Annotated in this window: 14 protein-coding genes and 2 pseudogenes; 3 read left to right on the forward strand and 13 right to left on the reverse strand. The window is 46.4% G+C overall.

Features of this window, described 5'->3' with window-relative positions; all coding sequences use genetic code 11:
• From CRG49_RS09750 to CRG49_RS09800, 9 genes and pseudogenes are all read right to left on the reverse strand, one after another.
• A pseudogene (locus CRG49_RS09750) lies at positions 1-225 on the reverse strand (DUF637 domain-containing protein); the annotation flags it as partial.
• Between the two features lie 46 nt (positions 226-271).
• Positions 272-763 (reverse strand): hypothetical protein, encoded by a 492-nt coding sequence (locus tag CRG49_RS13345; RefSeq protein ID WP_195690060.1) that lies wholly within the window; start codon positions 761-763, stop codon positions 272-274.
• Positions 753-6,529 (reverse strand): annotated as a pseudogene (locus CRG49_RS13580) (DUF637 domain-containing protein). The gene CRG49_RS13345 and the pseudogene CRG49_RS13580 overlap by 11 nt, the downstream one beginning before the upstream one ends.
• Positions 6,530-6,621: 92 nt before the next feature.
• Positions 6,622-8,364 carry a ShlB/FhaC/HecB family hemolysin secretion/activation protein gene (locus tag CRG49_RS09775; protein ID WP_095503312.1) on the reverse strand — a complete coding sequence of 581 codons (1,743 nt, stop codon included), beginning with the start codon at positions 8,362-8,364 and terminating at the stop codon, positions 6,622-6,624.
• Between the two features lie 328 nt (positions 8,365-8,692).
• A complete protein-coding gene (locus CRG49_RS09780; RefSeq protein WP_095503313.1) occupies positions 8,693-9,046 on the reverse strand; it encodes a hypothetical protein in 354 nt (117 codons plus the stop codon).
• Positions 9,036-9,479: a hypothetical protein gene (locus CRG49_RS09785; protein ID WP_095503314.1), complete on the reverse strand. Its 444-nt coding sequence runs from the start codon at positions 9,477-9,479 to the stop codon at positions 9,036-9,038. Before CRG49_RS09785 ends, CRG49_RS09780 begins: the two co-directional genes overlap by 11 nt.
• A 50-nt stretch (positions 9,480-9,529) precedes the next feature.
• Complete coding sequence (locus tag CRG49_RS09790; RefSeq protein ID WP_095503315.1) at positions 9,530-9,886, reverse strand: hypothetical protein; 357 nt, start codon at positions 9,884-9,886, stop codon at positions 9,530-9,532.
• Between the two features lies 1 nt (position 9,887).
• Positions 9,888-10,235, reverse strand: a complete 348-nt coding sequence (locus CRG49_RS09795) for a molybdenum ABC transporter ATP-binding protein (protein WP_198511426.1) — start codon at positions 10,233-10,235, stop codon at positions 9,888-9,890.
• A gap of 51 nt (positions 10,236-10,286) precedes the next feature.
• Positions 10,287-10,688, reverse strand: coding sequence for a phosphoglycerate kinase (locus tag CRG49_RS09800; protein ID WP_095503316.1), 402 nt, complete (start codon positions 10,686-10,688; stop codon positions 10,287-10,289).
• Positions 10,689-11,354: 666 nt separating this feature from the next.
• Between CRG49_RS09800 and CRG49_RS09805 the strand changes: the two genes are divergently transcribed.
• The gene (locus CRG49_RS09805) at positions 11,355-11,732 is read left to right on the forward strand and encodes a hypothetical protein (protein ID WP_095503317.1); all 378 of its coding nucleotides are present in this window, start codon (positions 11,355-11,357) and stop codon (positions 11,730-11,732) included.
• A 39-nt stretch (positions 11,733-11,771) separates the two neighbouring features.
• Here CRG49_RS09805 and CRG49_RS09810 read toward each other — a convergent pair whose 3' ends face one another.
• The 4 genes from CRG49_RS09810 to CRG49_RS13195 all read right to left on the reverse strand — a co-directional run bounded on the left by CRG49_RS09810 (position 11,772) and on the right by CRG49_RS13195 (position 13,832).
• Complete coding sequence (locus tag CRG49_RS09810; RefSeq protein ID WP_095503318.1) at positions 11,772-12,035, reverse strand: Txe/YoeB family addiction module toxin; 264 nt, start codon at positions 12,033-12,035, stop codon at positions 11,772-11,774.
• Entirely contained in the window at positions 12,032-12,280 is a 249-nt protein-coding gene (locus tag CRG49_RS09815; RefSeq protein WP_195690059.1) for a type II toxin-antitoxin system Phd/YefM family antitoxin, read from the reverse strand. The genes CRG49_RS09810 and CRG49_RS09815 overlap by 4 nt, the downstream gene beginning before the upstream one ends.
• A gap of 546 nt (positions 12,281-12,826) precedes the next feature.
• The gene (locus tag CRG49_RS09820; protein ID WP_095503319.1) at positions 12,827-13,609 is read right to left on the reverse strand and encodes a hypothetical protein; all 783 of its coding nucleotides are present in this window, start codon (positions 13,607-13,609) and stop codon (positions 12,827-12,829) included.
• Entirely contained in the window at positions 13,578-13,832 is a 255-nt protein-coding gene (locus CRG49_RS13195; protein WP_154143202.1) for a helix-turn-helix transcriptional regulator, read from the reverse strand. Before CRG49_RS13195 ends, CRG49_RS09820 begins: the two co-directional genes overlap by 32 nt.
• 119 nt (positions 13,833-13,951) lie before the next feature.
• Between CRG49_RS13195 and CRG49_RS09825 the strand changes: the two genes are divergently transcribed.
• Positions 13,952-14,638: a S24 family peptidase gene (locus tag CRG49_RS09825; protein ID WP_095503320.1), complete on the forward strand. Its 687-nt coding sequence runs from the start codon at positions 13,952-13,954 to the stop codon at positions 14,636-14,638.
• Between the two features lie 22 nt (positions 14,639-14,660).
• Entirely contained in the window at positions 14,661-15,008 is a 348-nt protein-coding gene (locus CRG49_RS09830; RefSeq protein ID WP_095503321.1) for a hypothetical protein, read from the forward strand.
• The last annotated feature ends 91 nt before the right edge of the window (positions 15,009-15,099 follow it).

Raw genomic sequence — 15,099 nt, forward strand, 5'->3', positions numbered from 1 at the left:
GGCACCGTCCTGACATTTACCCTTATTCGCCGCCGCTGCCGCACAGCCCGCTACGGCATGAGCGATTTTGTGGGCGACATAGTGCTGATCCAGTCCTTTAATCTTACTCGCCGCCTCCCCATGCGCGGTATTGACCAAAGCGGCAAGGATATTCGCTTCCAGATTGTCTTTCAGACTGCCGCCGTTAACGGCGGTGTTAATCAGCGCGGCGCTGCCGGCAGTTGCATTGAGGCCGTCTGAAAAATAGATATTCAGACGGCCTATTTCTGCTTTAAATGATATTTGGGTTTAAAATATCATCATATTTCCCAAATTCCGGGAACAGAATGATTTTATCTTTTTGTGAATAATGTTCCGTTTTTTCATACCTCTGATTAGTCGTAAAATCCTCTTTTAAAACGTAGCATTCGTCATTTTCGGCATTAAAAAAGTAAGTCGTGCCTTCGGCTATTTCATGAGAATCCAGACTCATATATTCTCGCCAAACCGCCATAGAAAGGTAATATCTCTCCGAATTGGGACGTTTTTTAAAATGGTGAGTTAAATAATCCCTTCCATATTTATCTACAAAATCCACAGCAAAAAAATTTGTTTCTTGACGCAAAGTTACGACATAAACAGGATTTTCTACAGAACCTATTAATGCGGTATATAAATTACCGGTATCATGCTTTTTTTTCGCATTTTTTTCTGTAAGTAAATTTTTAGCACCTCTATAAAACCCCCAATGCCATTCTTCACAGTAAAAAATTTTATTTTCCATTGTATACCTTTCCTTGATTATCACGTATTAAAACGTTACGGGTTGCCGCTTCTTGCAATACTCTCGTTGGAATTGGCCTTACTTGCACAGGAACTTCCAATATTATCTTTCCTTGTAACGTCTGATTTCTCAGTAGAGAATTTGTACTTGGAACATTTGCTATTGGCGTACCAACCTTATATTTACTAGCCGCTTCACGGATATAGCTTATCGCTGTACTTTCCTGAACTTGTGAAAGCTGGGTAAACTTCCTTGATACAATTTCCCGAGTAGTTGGATTATAAGAATCCACTCTGGCATATCCGAACGGGGAATTTCTGTTCACCACATAAAGCTCATTATACGGGTATTTGGAAGACATAATACGGTTAAACTCATTACCATTCTCTATCCTTGCTCGGTATATTGGCTGAGCCGTTAACCCTCTTGCAGCCCTCAAATTATCATAATACCGCTGGTAAATCTGTACCTCAGTATTAGACCATGGCGAGCCTGGGTTTCTTGCCATGGCGATTCCATTAAATTGCGGGTCAATCCTTCTGATTTGGTTTGTCAACGACTGTATTTGAAGCATAGCATATTCATGCTCTGCCTGTTGTCTTGCCGTCCAGCGGGCAGCTGCCCTGCGTGCGGCTGTTGAGTTGTTCTCCACCGCCACAGCAGCCGCATTGGCAGCCGTATTCACATCCCCTTTAACCAATGCCACAGTACTGCCCGCTATTATTTGCGAGTAGCCGATGATTTTCTGCCGCTCGTTGGCCGAAAGCGTATTCACATCACGTTCGCCCAACATCGCTTCGCCAACCATCTCGCCGACTGCCGCTCCTATTGCCCCGTCACGGCATTTTCCCTGATTCGCGGCAGCTGCGGCTGCACAACCCGCTACGGCATGGGCGATTTTGTGGGCAACATAGTCTTCACTGAGATTAACTTTGATTTTGCTGGCGATTTCTCCGTGCGCGGTTGTTACCAATGCGCCTAAAGCCGCATTACCGAGATTGTCCTTCAAACTGCCGCCGTTGACAGCAGTACCGACACTCGCGGCGGCTGTTGTATTAATCAGATTGGCGGTCAGTTTACCTGCTACGGGATTGCCGAATTGTTCGGAAACAGCTTTGGCAACTTCGGTATTGAAACCGCCTATGCCTTGCAGAACCCCCGCAGTAACGGCTGCGGTGGCAATCTGTTTGACCGTGCTGCTTTTGCCCAATTCTTTCAGGGTGTTTTCCAGATTACCTTTATTGTTTATCAAAGCAACAGCAGCCTGACTGGCGAGGCTGGCCAATGCAGCTTTGCCTGCGGCCGCGCCGACGGCTGCTGCCGAAGAGCCTGCCGCCGCACTACCCGCCGCCGCACTGCCTGCTGCAGCCCCGGTTCCGGCTGCCGTGCCTGCTGCCGCACCGCCTGCACCTGCACCTACTCCGGTGGCTCCTGCCGTTCCGGCCGCCGCCGCTCCCGACATGGCTCCGTAAGTCAGTACGGTAACAACGATAACCACTACCGCTGCTGCGGCAGGGGTCATACCTTCGGCTTTATAGTCCCACTTATCGTAGGCAAGATTGATTTGCTTCCAATCAACGTTCTTAGCCGTCTGAAGCTGTTTCAGGTAGGCGTATTCGGGCTGTTTGGCCAGCTTTTCGATTTCGGTTTTCAGATTGCCTTTCGGAATGTCGACGATATAGCCGCCGGGAGCGGTCAGTTTGGGCGGAGTAGGGCTTTCGAAGCTGGGCAGTTTTAGCGTTTCGATAGTGCTGCCGCGTCCGGCCTGTTTCTGCCATACGGTTGAGTTGGTTTCTAATTTTTCTTCCGACTGGATACGGTTCACAATGCCTTTAAGAATGATTTTGGCATCGGCGCGGGCTTTTTCGCCTACGCCTGCCTGAATGTCTGCACCGGCCAGCGTGGTTTTGAATTCTGTGCCTTCGAGTACGGTATCCCAGCCTGAACGGGTGGCCGCGGTTTGGGCAATGACGCGTACGGGCAGTTTGGTTTCGCTCAGTTCGTTTTTGCTGTAATTGCTCTTGCCTACCTTGATGCCGATAAAGCGGCGGCTTTTTTGGACATCCAACTCGTGCTTGTGGATGCCTTCTTCTGCCAGCAGTTGCAGCTCTTCACCCGCAACCAGGGTAACTTTACCTGCAGGGGCATTGAAGCGTGTGGTGTTGGCTTCGATGCTGCCGCCTGCCTGAAGCGTGATGCCGTTGGCGGTCAGTTCGACGGGGGCAGGCATAATCAGGTGGTCGCGGGTGCTGGTAAACTTGGTTTTTCTGATGATTTTGCCGCTTTTACCTTTGGTTTTTAAGAAGGTATAGGCATCGTTTTGTCCAGCCTCCAGTACAATATCACTATGGGCTTTGATGTCTATGCTGCCTGAGGGAGCTTTGATTTCGGATGCACCGATAATAATACGTGCATCATCGAGTGCCGCAGCTGCATGAATACTTACCCCCGTACGTCCGGTCAAACGTGAAGGCTTGTTCAGAGCAGCTTTGTCGTAGTGACTCTTGTAGGTGGGCTTGCCAATTTCATATTGGTCGGTTATGCCGTCAATCAGAATAGCAGCCGCCTCTGAATCTGCTGCCTTTGGCAATACGCCTGCGGCGTGAAGGTTCAGTTTTTTGGAAGCGGTAATATCGGAACCGCTGATTTCGATGCCTTGTGCGGAAATCAAGTCAATATTTTGTGCAGAAAGCTTGGCTTGCAGGTATTCTTTGCCTTTGGGTTTTTTACCTTTAACTTCCTTGTTGATGGCTTGAATATAGAAAGCGAGACGGTCGCGTTCTTCTTGCAGGGTTGGAATCAGCTTGCTTTTAGGCGAGCTTTTTTTCAACTGCGCAATCTGCTGTTCCAATTCTTTGGATTTTGGTTGAGTTCAGCCGCTTTTTGTGTAGGAAAATAATTGCTGAATGAGTTGTTTACGGCTTCGATATTCAACTTGCCTTTGGTGGTGGCGACAACCAAGTTTTTACCGGCTGTAATTTTAGAACCTCTTAAATCTGTTTCTCCTGTAACCAGACGGATATTGCCTTTTGCTTCCAATGAGGAAACTTGAGCACTAGGCGCACCTGCATTTCCTCCTTTTGCAGACAACAGCAATTTTCCGCCTGTTTTGATGCTCAGGTCGGTATGCGCACTGATGCGGTTGGCAGGTTCGATGGTTAATGTGCCGCTACCTGCTTCAATATTCAGCCGTCCGGCCAATGGTTTTAATTCGGCATTATCTTCCAAAGTTTTGGTCGAAACGGTACTCCAATTGATGTTGCCGCGCTTGACTAGGGCGGTACCGGCAGTAAGGTTGATTGCACCCGCTCTCAGCGTGGTGTTGTCGGCAATTTGGGAATAGCGCGCATTGAGTGCCAATACACCGTTAGCCACCAGCTTGTTGGCAGAAGGCAGTTTGTCGTTTTGCCAAATCTGGCTGCCGGTAATGCTTAGATGACGGTGTGCGTAGGCATCTACTTGGTTGAGCGTTACCCGCTCGTGTTGTGCATTAAGATGCGTATTATGGGTAGACTCCAGCTTGGTATTTTCTATGCTCAATGCCCGGTCGGAATGAATGTTCAATGCCCCGCTTTTGGCATGGACGTTAAGGTTTTTTAAGTCGGCATTACCACCGTTGTTTTTGATGCTGATGTGTTTTCCGTTGATTGAATTGCGTTGTTTTCCGTCACCAAGCTGAATACCGTTGCCGGCAACCAACGTAATATCTCCTGAAGATGAAGTGATATTGGTATTGTCTGCTTTCAGACGGCCTTTACCAACCGATCCTGCATTGACATCGGCCTTGGCTGTCAGGGTATTGTGACCGGTAAAGTCGGCATTACCGTTGGCCAATAAGGATACATGACCGTCTGCAGAAACAGCATGAAGGCCGTCTGAAACGATATTGCCCTGCAATGCGGTGGTTTCGAGAGCCTTGGCTGCGTTCAGCTTGGTATTGCGAAGCTGAATATTGCCTTTGGCTGCCTGAATGTGCAGATTACCCGAGTTGGTACGCAGATTGGTATTGGTAACATTCAGCGAGCCTGCCTCCACACCCATGTCTTTTGAGGCAGTGAGGGTTTTACTGGTGCCGGTAATATGGGCAGCGTTATCCGATTTCAAATGGATGCTGGCGGCAGACAAATCTTTATCAACATTCAAATTCAGATCTTTACCTGTATGAACATACAGATTGCCGGGAGTATTCAGATTGGTAGTGTTGGCAGTAATGTTATCGTCTGCCAGTAAAGCAAGCTGCTTGCCGCCCTTGATACTGCCTCCGTTTAAGCGGATATCGGAGGTAACTGTTGAAGCTTCCAAAGAAAGCGGTTTGCCTGCTTCGATGTGTGCGGTGTCTTTGGCATCTATTACGGCGGAACTGCTGATGGTGCCGTTGGATAATACGGTAACATCTGCCCCGGTAATGCGTGTGTTATTGCCTAATTCGGCGTTGCCTTTGCTGGAACTGTATACGGTAGTGCCAGTCTGAATACTGGCCTCCTTGATGACGGTACGGCCGCCGGTCGACAGATTGGTCGAACCTTTAGCATTGTTCACATTTGCTTTGCTTTCGATAACCAAATTACGGCCGGCATTTAATACCGTAGCAGCAGGGCGGTTGCCGTTGTTTTGAACGACCGCTCCGTTACGCAAACCGATGTCCTCCCCGGTATCAATAACCAATAAGCCTTTGCTCTCTATCCGGCCGCCATTGGAGATAAATGCGCCTGCTGCGCCTGTTTCGGTGGTTTCGATGGAGAGATAAGTCGGTGATGCTTCAGTGCTGTCGGCAGTGGTGGCGATGCGGCCACTGTTTTCAATACGGCCGGAGGAAGTAACAATCAATTGCTTGGCCGCTTCGAGTGTGCCCGCATTTTTGACGCCCACGCCTTTTTCATTGGCAATCAGGGTAATGCTGTCGGCGTACATACCGCCCAGCGCGGCGGTATCGAGGGCGACGGCAGGTTTCGTACCCGCTGCCGTACCTGCACTGATTTCGCCGCTGGCATAATCCACTTTCTGCGCACCGGTGGAAACCGCCAGGTTTTTACCCTGTAATTTGCCTTGTAAGGCGACCGCACGGGCGAGCACTTCGGTGTAGTCAGCTCCGCCTTTATCGTTCCAGCCTGCCTGACCGACCGTTACTACGCCTTGGCGGATGTCAAAGCCGGTTAATGCACCGTCTTTGCCGATTTGAGGCGTACCGGTGGTTAAGATACCGCGGCCGACGTTTTTAAAGCCGCCGCCGTTCACGGTAATGCCGTTTGGGTTGGCGATAATCACATCTGCTTTTTGGCCACCGACGGTAACAATACCCTTGAGCGAGCTGGCCGCACCGCGTACCTCGTTCAAAATCAACTGCGCACTGCCTTTGGCCAGAAACGGGTTGTTGTTGCGATCGTTGTTCAGTACAGCACCTTTAGCATCGACATCGAACTGGGTATAGCGGTTGTGGCTCAATCCACGGGCATTAGGAGTTTGGATGTTGACCAGCGGCGCACCGGTATTGGTTTTAAGAATAACGGCCTGCTGGTTTTTAGGGGCGGATTTGTCGGCGGTGATTTGGGCGTGGGCAGGCAATACCATGCTCAGAGAAACCAAAGAGCAGACCAAGGTTTTAAGCGTGGTTTTGAGTTTACTGTAAAGGCCGTCTGAAATTTGTGGCGAAGCCGGAGCGGAAGTTCCTGCCTGTTTGCCTTTACCCTGACTGTTGGCGGTTTCGGCAACTGCAACCATAGTGTTGTGCTTTTTGCTGAAAACGGTACGATGCAGACCTTTGTTCATATTTATCCCTTTAAATGATGTTTGTAATCGCTTCAGACGGCCTGTAAATGATGAAAGACTGTCTGAATGTCGGTAAAAAATGCAGGAGAGGGTTAGAAACTGTAATTCAAATTGAAGCCGTAAACGGTGTTGGCCGTCTGAAAACCTTCGGGCTTGTGCAGCGGCTTGCCGGCAAATAAGTCATAAGCAAATATACCGCCTACTTTATGGCTGCCTCTGAAGCCGGCCACTGCACCCGCCAGCCGCTTGCCCGAGGCATATTGGGCACTTTCGCCCGATACCCGACCATAGTCCGCGCCGAGATAGAATTGATGGCGCGGATGGAAATGCCAGCCCAAAGTGTTCTGCCAGTAGAAACCACGCTCTCCGGAAAGGCTCTGTTCACCGTCAAATCCTCGAACGGTGTAGCGGCTGCCGATAGACAACTTGTCTTGGGCAACCAAAGGCGTTTTGTTCCATTGTGCATGGATAGCGGTTTCGTAGGAAAACTGCTGTTTGCCCAACATAAACGGGGCCGCTGCATCCAATCCGGCGGTTATGATTTTCATACGGGATGTGCCTGGAATAGTACCGCCGCCGTTTTCTTCAGTTGCGGGCATACTTTGGCGCATACCGGTACCCCGTTTGTAAGATAACTTGCCGTCCAGTTGCCAGCGGCCTAAAAACGCTTTATGGCGCAGCTCTGCTTCCCAACCTGCAGTACGGCGGCGTTGCACTTCGATTTCGATGTCGTCAATGTATTTATAGGTTTGGCGCGTCCATACTTTCACTCCGGCTGAGGTTTTGTGGCGGCCGTTGCGCCAAAGCATACGCTCGGCGGCAAGGCTACTTTGGTATTGTTTACCGTTGTAATCGTGATTGACGCTATAGCCTTCAGTCGCTTCGTGATAGCGGTGGCCGTTGTGGTTAAAGGAAAACAGCCATTTTTTTACGGGTAGGGAATAATGCACGCTATAGCTTCTGGAGCCGCTTTCGGCTTCCGCACCGGAAGAGTCAGTCAAGTCCGTTTTATGTGCCAAACCGCGCCCGTAAGAAACATAAAACAAGTCGCTCAACCCTAAAGGATTGTCAAAAGATAAAGCGGCATTGCCTTGATATTTGCCGGTCGTCTTGCCACCAGCATCGTCTATACCGATGCTGAACCGTACTGGTTTATCCTGCGTCCATTTGACCAGCAAATCGCTTTTTTCTTCTTCTTCAGACGGCATAATCTGAATATCGGCCTCAACGCTCGGCAAACGGCGCAGGTTTTCCAAACCCTGCTCTACATCGCGCAGGTTGAGAATCTGGTTCTTGTATAAAGGAAATTTATTATTGAATGCGCTGATGCTGCCTTGCGCAGGCTCTTTACCCCGTTTTTCTTCATAACGGATGCTGCCAGTTTTACCAGCCGATACATGCAATTCCAAAATTCCCCCAGCCATATCTTGCGGCCGGATAAGGGCTTGCGAAGTGAGGTAGCCGCGTGAGATTAAAATTTGTTGCGCGGCTTTTTGCAGCTTATTCAAATTATTGGAACCTAGACACATCCCGTTCTCAAAAGCCGTTTCTTTCCTTAACGCAGAAGGAAGAAAAGAAAATGTGCGTTCCGTCTCATCATCTAAACGGAAGTGATTAACCCGAATGCACGGTGTTTCCTCTTTGCTCAGGATATAAGCAATCTTTTCCGATTCTTGCTCAAGGCGCACATCTGTATCAGATACAAGCCCGGCATCTATGTGCTGCTGACGCTGCATGGAGCGGATAAGTTCTGCATCGTTTTCATCGGCAGCTAAGGCTTTAAGGGACATGGCAGCCAGCACTGCAAACAGGCATGGAATAGGAATAAATCTCATAGCGTTAATATTATTTTGGTAATTTAACTTATTTTGTCATAAATTTAAAAATATTTATATATATAAAATGATTTTTATTTCAACAATATAAATATCCATTAAAATGAATCATTGCCCGCCGTAGGGGGCAAGAAAAAAACAGGCGTGGCGGTTTCGCAGGCTGCCGAAGGTGCCGCAGAGGTCGCCTAAGTCTGTTTTTTTCTTGGGGGCGTGGGGACGTTTCTGCCGAACCTTGAGAGGCGGTAACGGGGCTGCGGCGGGCGGATTTTATGTCTTCAGAATATCCAATTCATGCCGTCTGAAACCGTTTCAGACGGCATGAGTATGCTCAACAGGCAAAGACTGCGGCTATTCTCCAGCGTCTGCCGATATATTTTTTCTCAAAATCATCCTCTAAACGCTGAATTTCTTTACCGTATTTATCCATTTCATAAATATATTTACCATCAAAACACGGTGAAAATTGTTTCTCTTCTGCAACATCCAGCAAAATCACGTCTAAACTCGCCACATTTTTCAAGCGTAAAAGGTTGGCCATTGCCGTTGTCTCTAGTTCCGTCCCATCTGGAATTTTCCCGTTCAGGCCGTCTGAATGTCGCCATAGGCTCATGAAAATATGCCTTTGCTCTTTTGGGTGCAGCGTTAAAATTTCAGACAACAGACGGTCGGTTTCAGCTTTCATGGCGGATGCCTTTCTCTTCGATTTCCTGTTCAAACCACGCTGCAGGGTTGGCGTAAAACTTCGGCGGAAATACCAATGCCACATGAAAATCAATGTTCGTGTTCTGCCAAAACCAATGAGCCACCACATCAAAGTTGCCGTAAAAACAGATTTCCAGACAGCACCCCATCAGCGCATATTCAAACGAGCCGCTGACACTCCGTATCGTTGCGCCCATGCAGACTTTGACTTGTTTGCGGTCTTCCCCTACTACCATCAGCATTTGATGCAGGCGGCAGTAAAGGTCGATGTCGAAAATCACGGTCATATCGCGGTAATACTTGCCCAAACAGTCAAGGTCTTCATCGGTGCAGTCGATACAGTCAAGCTCATCATCCAACTCCGCCACCATTAGGCGGCAGCCGTCTTTATCATATTCAAATCGGTATTTCATTTCGGTTTCCTTGCTTCGGTTGCAGACGGCCTGAAGGGCGTCTGAAAGGCTTAACGCAAATCTTTGAATGAGGCGTTTTTACCGTGCGGATTATTCGACACCTGCCATTTATGGCCGTCGTGCAGATAAACGAAAGCAATCATCACGCCCATAGAATCAAGGTAGTGTTTCGGGTCGGTAAAACCTTCTACCTCACCCGGTGTCCAGCGGTTTAACGGGCTTTCTTCGGGCGTATCCGCCAGCCAGTCGATATTGCCGCGCCGAAACAGTGCATCAATCTGTGCGGCGGTTCGATAACTGCGCTTCAAGGTTTTACCTGTTTCAGACGGCATACCGTTCAGTTGCACATAAAAAGCCTCCACGCTGCCGTCTGCTTTCAAACGGCCGATATAGCAACGCGTTCCCATCTCAAGCCCTCCCGATTTCCACGATTTCATGAATGCGGCCGTAAACCGCATGGCGTAAGGCGGTTTTATCTGCGGCGCACAGTTCGTACCATTGGCCGTATTGGTTCAGCAGATAGCGTTTCAGCACAGGCGAAAAATCAAACATCCAGCCCATCACGGGAATCCCGCGCCGTGAAAAGCCGTTGTTTTTAACGGCTCGGGTCAGATAGTTTTTTTCTTCGCGGTTCAGACGGCCGCCGCCGTTGATTTTTTCCATCAGTTGCGCCGCTTGGCAATTTTCAGGCGGCTGCTCGCTGGCGGTATCGCTGAATCGGTAACAGCGCACTCTTGGCATAAATTGAGGATTCATTTTTTATTCTCCGTTTGTGCAGACGGCCTGAAGGCCGTCTGAAATAATGATTTACCACCAACTGTCATAGAACACGGCCAGCCCTGCGGCAATAGCGGCACGCGCTTTTTCGATAAAGGCTTTGGTTTCGATGATGTCTTCAGGGTAGATTTCATCATCGCCGAAGAAAAAGCCCGGCGTGTGTTCCAGTTTTTCGCCGTCTAAATCGGCCTCCAAACGCGCCAAGTCTTCAAGCTCCAATCGCACATTGCAGCAGTTGAAAGTGTCTTGGCGGCCGAATTTTTCCCGATACAGTTTTTTTTCCATCCAGCCGTGCAAATGGTTGAACTTGCGCCAGTAGGCAATATCGGTTAATTGCGCCTGTTCGCGTTCTTCATCACGCACATTCACATCAGTTTGACGGTCGCCGACAAACTCGGCACGCATGGTATAGCCGTACATATCCAGTCCCATGAAATCATCCTTTCATAAACATTCATTCATAAGTAAACAACCATCGGGGGCAGCGGCCGCCGTGTTGTGATGTCGTTAAAAATTTCAAAGCGCAAAAAGTCCAGACTGGCTTTGTGCGGCTTTCATCTTTGTCCGGTGCGCCCTTAGTGGCGTGGTGGAAAAGGTGGAAGACGTGCAAAGACACTCGTCTTGGTCTGGACTTTTTGCGCTTTGAAATTTAGACATCAACCAACAACACGGCGGCCGCTGCCCCCGATGGTTGTTTTGAAACCTCCAGCCGCTCTGCGGCGTTTCCGCCTCTTAGGCGGAATCAGGGTGGTAAAACCACCCTGTTTTTGGCACTCGTTGCCTATCCTGCGTTCTAGCAGAAATTCGCTTCTTTCTTACGAAATATCCGTTTTTGAAGGAGGAGGTACGCGCGGAGGGGATATAGAAGTTTTTTCTAATTAGATATAGATAGATTTTGTTAGATATATATTAGATTGATATTTGATTAAACTAGATAAACAATAGTTTTTTATTAAGTCATCTATAAATCTAGTATAGATAAATATTTAGATTTAATTAGATTAAAAAATGGTTTTTAATTAGTTAAATTAGATTGAAATTAGATTTTTATAGATGTAAAATAGACATATACTAGATTAAACTAGATTGGATTTAGATATGGGTATTTCTGTTGAAAATTTCATGGCCGGCCAAGTTGAATCAGGTCGTCAATCGAAACTCGAACCGTTCAAAGATGATATTTTGCTGCTCAAAAAGAATGGTTTTTCCCAAAAACAGATTCAGCAGTTTTTGGCGCAAAACGGTATTCAGGCCGGACTTACTACGATAAACTGGTTTATCCGTTCCCGATTGCAAAATGTAGATTCTGCGACAGAAAAACCGATTAAAAAATCTGATAACGTTAATCAATTAACAAATCACAGTATCCTAGTTTCTAAGCCTGAAATTCAGGTGGCAGATTCGGCGCAAGCTCAGGAAAATCACACGGGAAAATTTAACTGGCAGGAAAAAATTGATACGGAAAAATATAAGTGAAAAAGCCGTCTGAAATTATTCAGACGGCTTTTTAGCCATTCAGCGGCCATAATGGTATCGACAGGCATAAACGGTAACTGTGTTTTCTTCAACCGAGTAAACCAGCCGGTGTTCACGATCTATCCGGCGTGACCATAAACCTGATTTTTGATGACGAAGTTGTTCCGGTTTGCCTATTCCTCTTGGGTGGTTGGCTTTAATGTCGTCCAACAGGGCTTTTATGCGTTCAACCTTCTTTAAATCGTGCTTTTTCCAATACGCCAAGTCTTCGGCCGCGCTTTCCGTGAAACGGTGTACCCTCACAGCTCAACCTCTACAAATTTGCCTTGTTCGGCTTCAGCAATGGATTGCTCCAAACGTGAGGCATTGGCCGGATTCCCGAAAAGATAAAGTGTTTCCATAATTGAACTGTATTCCTCTTCAGACATTAAAACACAGTTACCACCATTTCTACGGGTAATATGAGTTACGACTTGGTCTTCACACACTCTAGTCATGATATTTGCTAAGTCTTCTCGAGCAGAAGTGTAGCTGATAACATGGTTCATAACGAACTCCTCAATGATCATTTATATTTTTATTGTACATATATTCTGTACGATTCGCAATTCTTCAAAGTACCATCAAAGCTTAATCCACCATGTCCAATTACAGCTATTTATCCACAAAAGCTGTATATATCCATCTCAAAAAATAATCATATATCCACTAAACGCCTGTATCAGCAAGGCTTTCAATTAAATGCACAAAAAACAAGCACCTTATATTTTATGTAAGTGGTCTCTGAATGTGTTCTCTGTATAGTAAATGCCCCATCTGTACGAAGAGCATTGTCTTAACTGTACATTGTACTTTGCACTAATTGTACAAAGACATGATTTATAAAGGTTTTTAAAACGAAGTTTCTGGGAAGCCGAAACGGCTTTTCAGACGGCCTGAAACCTTAAAATCATCAAAACGGCATAAAAAAACGGCCGATACAGGGTATCAGCCGTAAAAAACTGCCCGAGCCAGGCTCAAAAGCAGGGTGAAGACGGATTTTAGGCAGGTTTGGACGGCACGAAAGCGCAACAAGGCTTCAATCCTTATTGCGCTTATTTGCGGCGTTTTTTCTTCAGAAATTGCTGTATCCCTTGATAGCCCTTGTTTTGTTCTATATCAGGCTTATCGGGCGGTGGCTCGGTTTTTCTTTCACGTTCAGCCAACTGTTCGGCCAGTTCACGTTCAACTTGGTTACGCTGCTCTTGCGCTGTTTTTTCAGACGGCTTGTACGGCTGGCTTCTGTCGTCAGCAAAAAAGCCTATCCAGCCTTTGAGTACGGATTTCTCCATAATCGGCTTCAGGTCGAGCTTTTTATTGTGCAGTTCCGCCAATTGTTTGACGGCGGTCTTTTTCATGGAATGGCCGGTCGTTTTGCCTTTTTCGACCACCATATCCAGCCAGTCGTGCCAAAGTTTGAGCGGGATAAATTTGGGAATACGGAAATTGTCGCGGTCGTAGTGATGTTTGCTGTCGGTTTTAGGTACGGCAACGCCGCGTAATTCGCAGATTTTGGCCAGCAGCACATCGCGGTTGATGTACCAGTGCATTTTGCCGTGGATACCGCCGCGCCGGTATTGAACCAATCCCTGTTCCAACAGAATACGGCGCACCTTCTCATAGCCGCGACGGGTCAGCCCCAACTCTTTTTTCAGGTGGTCGGCAGTCTTATAAACCCAGCCCTGTTTTTTTGGCTCTTTATCGGCCACGTCGCTCCACCAAAACAGGTTGGACAGGAATGAGGCCGTCTGAAAATCGTGCGCGCACAGGGGCATAAATTCATCAAAAACTTGGATGAATTTGTCTTCAAGGTAGAGGCGCAGGTCGGCGATGAACATTGCAGATAGCCCTATTTTTTGGCTTATAGGCTTTAGCAATTGCCTCCACCGTCACTTCATTATTGGTGTATTCCGAGATTTTAATTGCCGTTTCAAGTGGAGCTTTTTTCCTGCCACTCGCAATTTGGGAAATCCATGTGTAGTTAATGTCTAAATCCTTAGCCATTGTTGTTACCCGACCACGGCGCTGTTTCAACCATTCTTGTAATGTGCGTTCGCTCATCGGTGTTTGCCTACTATCGAAAAATTTGAGTTTATATGTTACCTATGGCTAATAAATAAATCAACAACTGAATGATTGCAGTTTCCCAAAGGAAAATAATTGGCAGCGATAATTAAAAAATGAATACACTTGCTGATAGAATCAAACAACGTTTGTCAGACTTGGATAAAACACAAGCTGATTTAGCCAAATATTGCAAAGTTAAACCGCCTTCTGTCTCTAAATGGTTGAGTGGTGGCACTAAAACGCTACAAGGACAGAATCTGCTTCGCGCTTCTGAATTCTTGGAATGCGATCCAGATTGGTTGGCTAGTGGCAAAGGATTTTGGGCTGATACTAAAAATGGAAATATAAAACCTCATGAAGCTGCTACGTCCCCCTATACAGTCAAAATGCTTGGAGAAGATATTCTTGCGCAATATCTGATTAATACGTCTGATATTGCGGCCAATATATCTTATATTGAATATACTGAAGACCAGTATAGAAGAATTTTTACAGCAAAAAATCCTAGCAGCATCAGGTTAACTAATATCAAAGTAGACAATATGTCGGGTACATTGGAACCTGGTGATTTGGTATTTGTAGATATTTCTACCAATCGATATGATGGAGATGGGATTTACTTATTTATAGTAGGTAATCACTTACATCTAAAAAGATTACAAATGGCTGGAAGTAATCTGTTAGTTATTTCTGATAATCGGCAATATAAAAGCTGGGAAATTTCTCCTAAAGATAAATCTACTATGGTCGTTGTTGGAAAGGTTCTTCTTGGCCAGTCACAGATATTTCAAAGATTTTAAAAGCCATAAAATAGAGAAAATTATGAAATCAGAAGTTGTCTTTGAAGATAGATTTTTTCAACTTGCATGCTATTCAGGTATTGTTGCTGATGCAAATACTAAAATTAGTACCCATGTTTCAGGTGGTGGTTTTGATTATGTATCCATAAAAAGCACAACGCACGAAACATCGGAGTTTTTTCTACTTGATGATGAAGGTAATGAGAGTTGCTTTAGGATGAATAACTGGGGAGTCTCAATGAGACCTGGGCATAATGTCCAAGTGTATGCTTTGTTCGATAAACGAAAAAAACTTGGGGAATATGTACTTGTAAAAAATGATAATTTAAATGAGACTGCCCCTAATTTATATAATATAAAAGGGGCTTAGGAAGCAAAATCATCAAAAAACCTGATAAGCTCCTAATATGAAACTAAAAAATAAGTATCAAAAGTTCAGCAAAATTTCAGAGCAAAAGTTT

Origin of the sequence: Neisseria sp. N95_16, from assembly GCF_002551535.2 — a bacterium.
Classification (GTDB): domain Bacteria; phylum Pseudomonadota; class Gammaproteobacteria; order Burkholderiales; family Neisseriaceae; genus Neisseria; species Neisseria brasiliensis.

Excerpts from the sequence above, each read along its gene's own strand:
- CRG49_RS13345 (WP_195690060.1), bottom strand. The coding sequence starts at position 763 with ATGGAAAATAAAATTTTTTACTGTGAAGAATGGCATTGGGGGTTTTAT.
- CRG49_RS09775 (WP_095503312.1), bottom strand. The coding sequence starts at position 8,364 with ATGAGATTTATTCCTATTCCATGCCTGTTTGCAGTGCTGGCTGCCATG.
- CRG49_RS09780 (WP_095503313.1), bottom strand. The coding sequence starts at position 9,046 with ATGAAAGCTGAAACCGACCGTCTGTTGTCTGAAATTTTAACGCTGCAC.
- CRG49_RS09785 (WP_095503314.1), bottom strand. The coding sequence starts at position 9,479 with ATGAAATACCGATTTGAATATGATAAAGACGGCTGCCGCCTAATGGTG.
- CRG49_RS09790 (WP_095503315.1), bottom strand. The coding sequence starts at position 9,886 with ATGGGAACGCGTTGCTATATCGGCCGTTTGAAAGCAGACGGCAGCGTG.
- CRG49_RS09795 (WP_198511426.1), bottom strand. The coding sequence starts at position 10,235 with ATGAATCCTCAATTTATGCCAAGAGTGCGCTGTTACCGATTCAGCGAT.
- CRG49_RS09800 (WP_095503316.1), bottom strand. The coding sequence starts at position 10,688 with ATGGGACTGGATATGTACGGCTATACCATGCGTGCCGAGTTTGTCGGC.
- CRG49_RS09805 (WP_095503317.1), top strand. The coding sequence starts at position 11,355 with ATGGGTATTTCTGTTGAAAATTTCATGGCCGGCCAAGTTGAATCAGGT.
- CRG49_RS09815 (WP_195690059.1), bottom strand. The coding sequence starts at position 12,280 with ATGAACCATGTTATCAGCTACACTTCTGCTCGAGAAGACTTAGCAAAT.
- CRG49_RS09820 (WP_095503319.1), bottom strand. The coding sequence starts at position 13,609 with ATGTTCATCGCCGACCTGCGCCTCTACCTTGAAGACAAATTCATCCAA.
- CRG49_RS13195 (WP_154143202.1), bottom strand. The coding sequence starts at position 13,832 with ATGAGCGAACGCACATTACAAGAATGGTTGAAACAGCGCCGTGGTCGG.
- CRG49_RS09825 (WP_095503320.1), top strand. The coding sequence starts at position 13,952 with ATGAATACACTTGCTGATAGAATCAAACAACGTTTGTCAGACTTGGAT.
- CRG49_RS09830 (WP_095503321.1), top strand. The coding sequence starts at position 14,661 with ATGAAATCAGAAGTTGTCTTTGAAGATAGATTTTTTCAACTTGCATGC.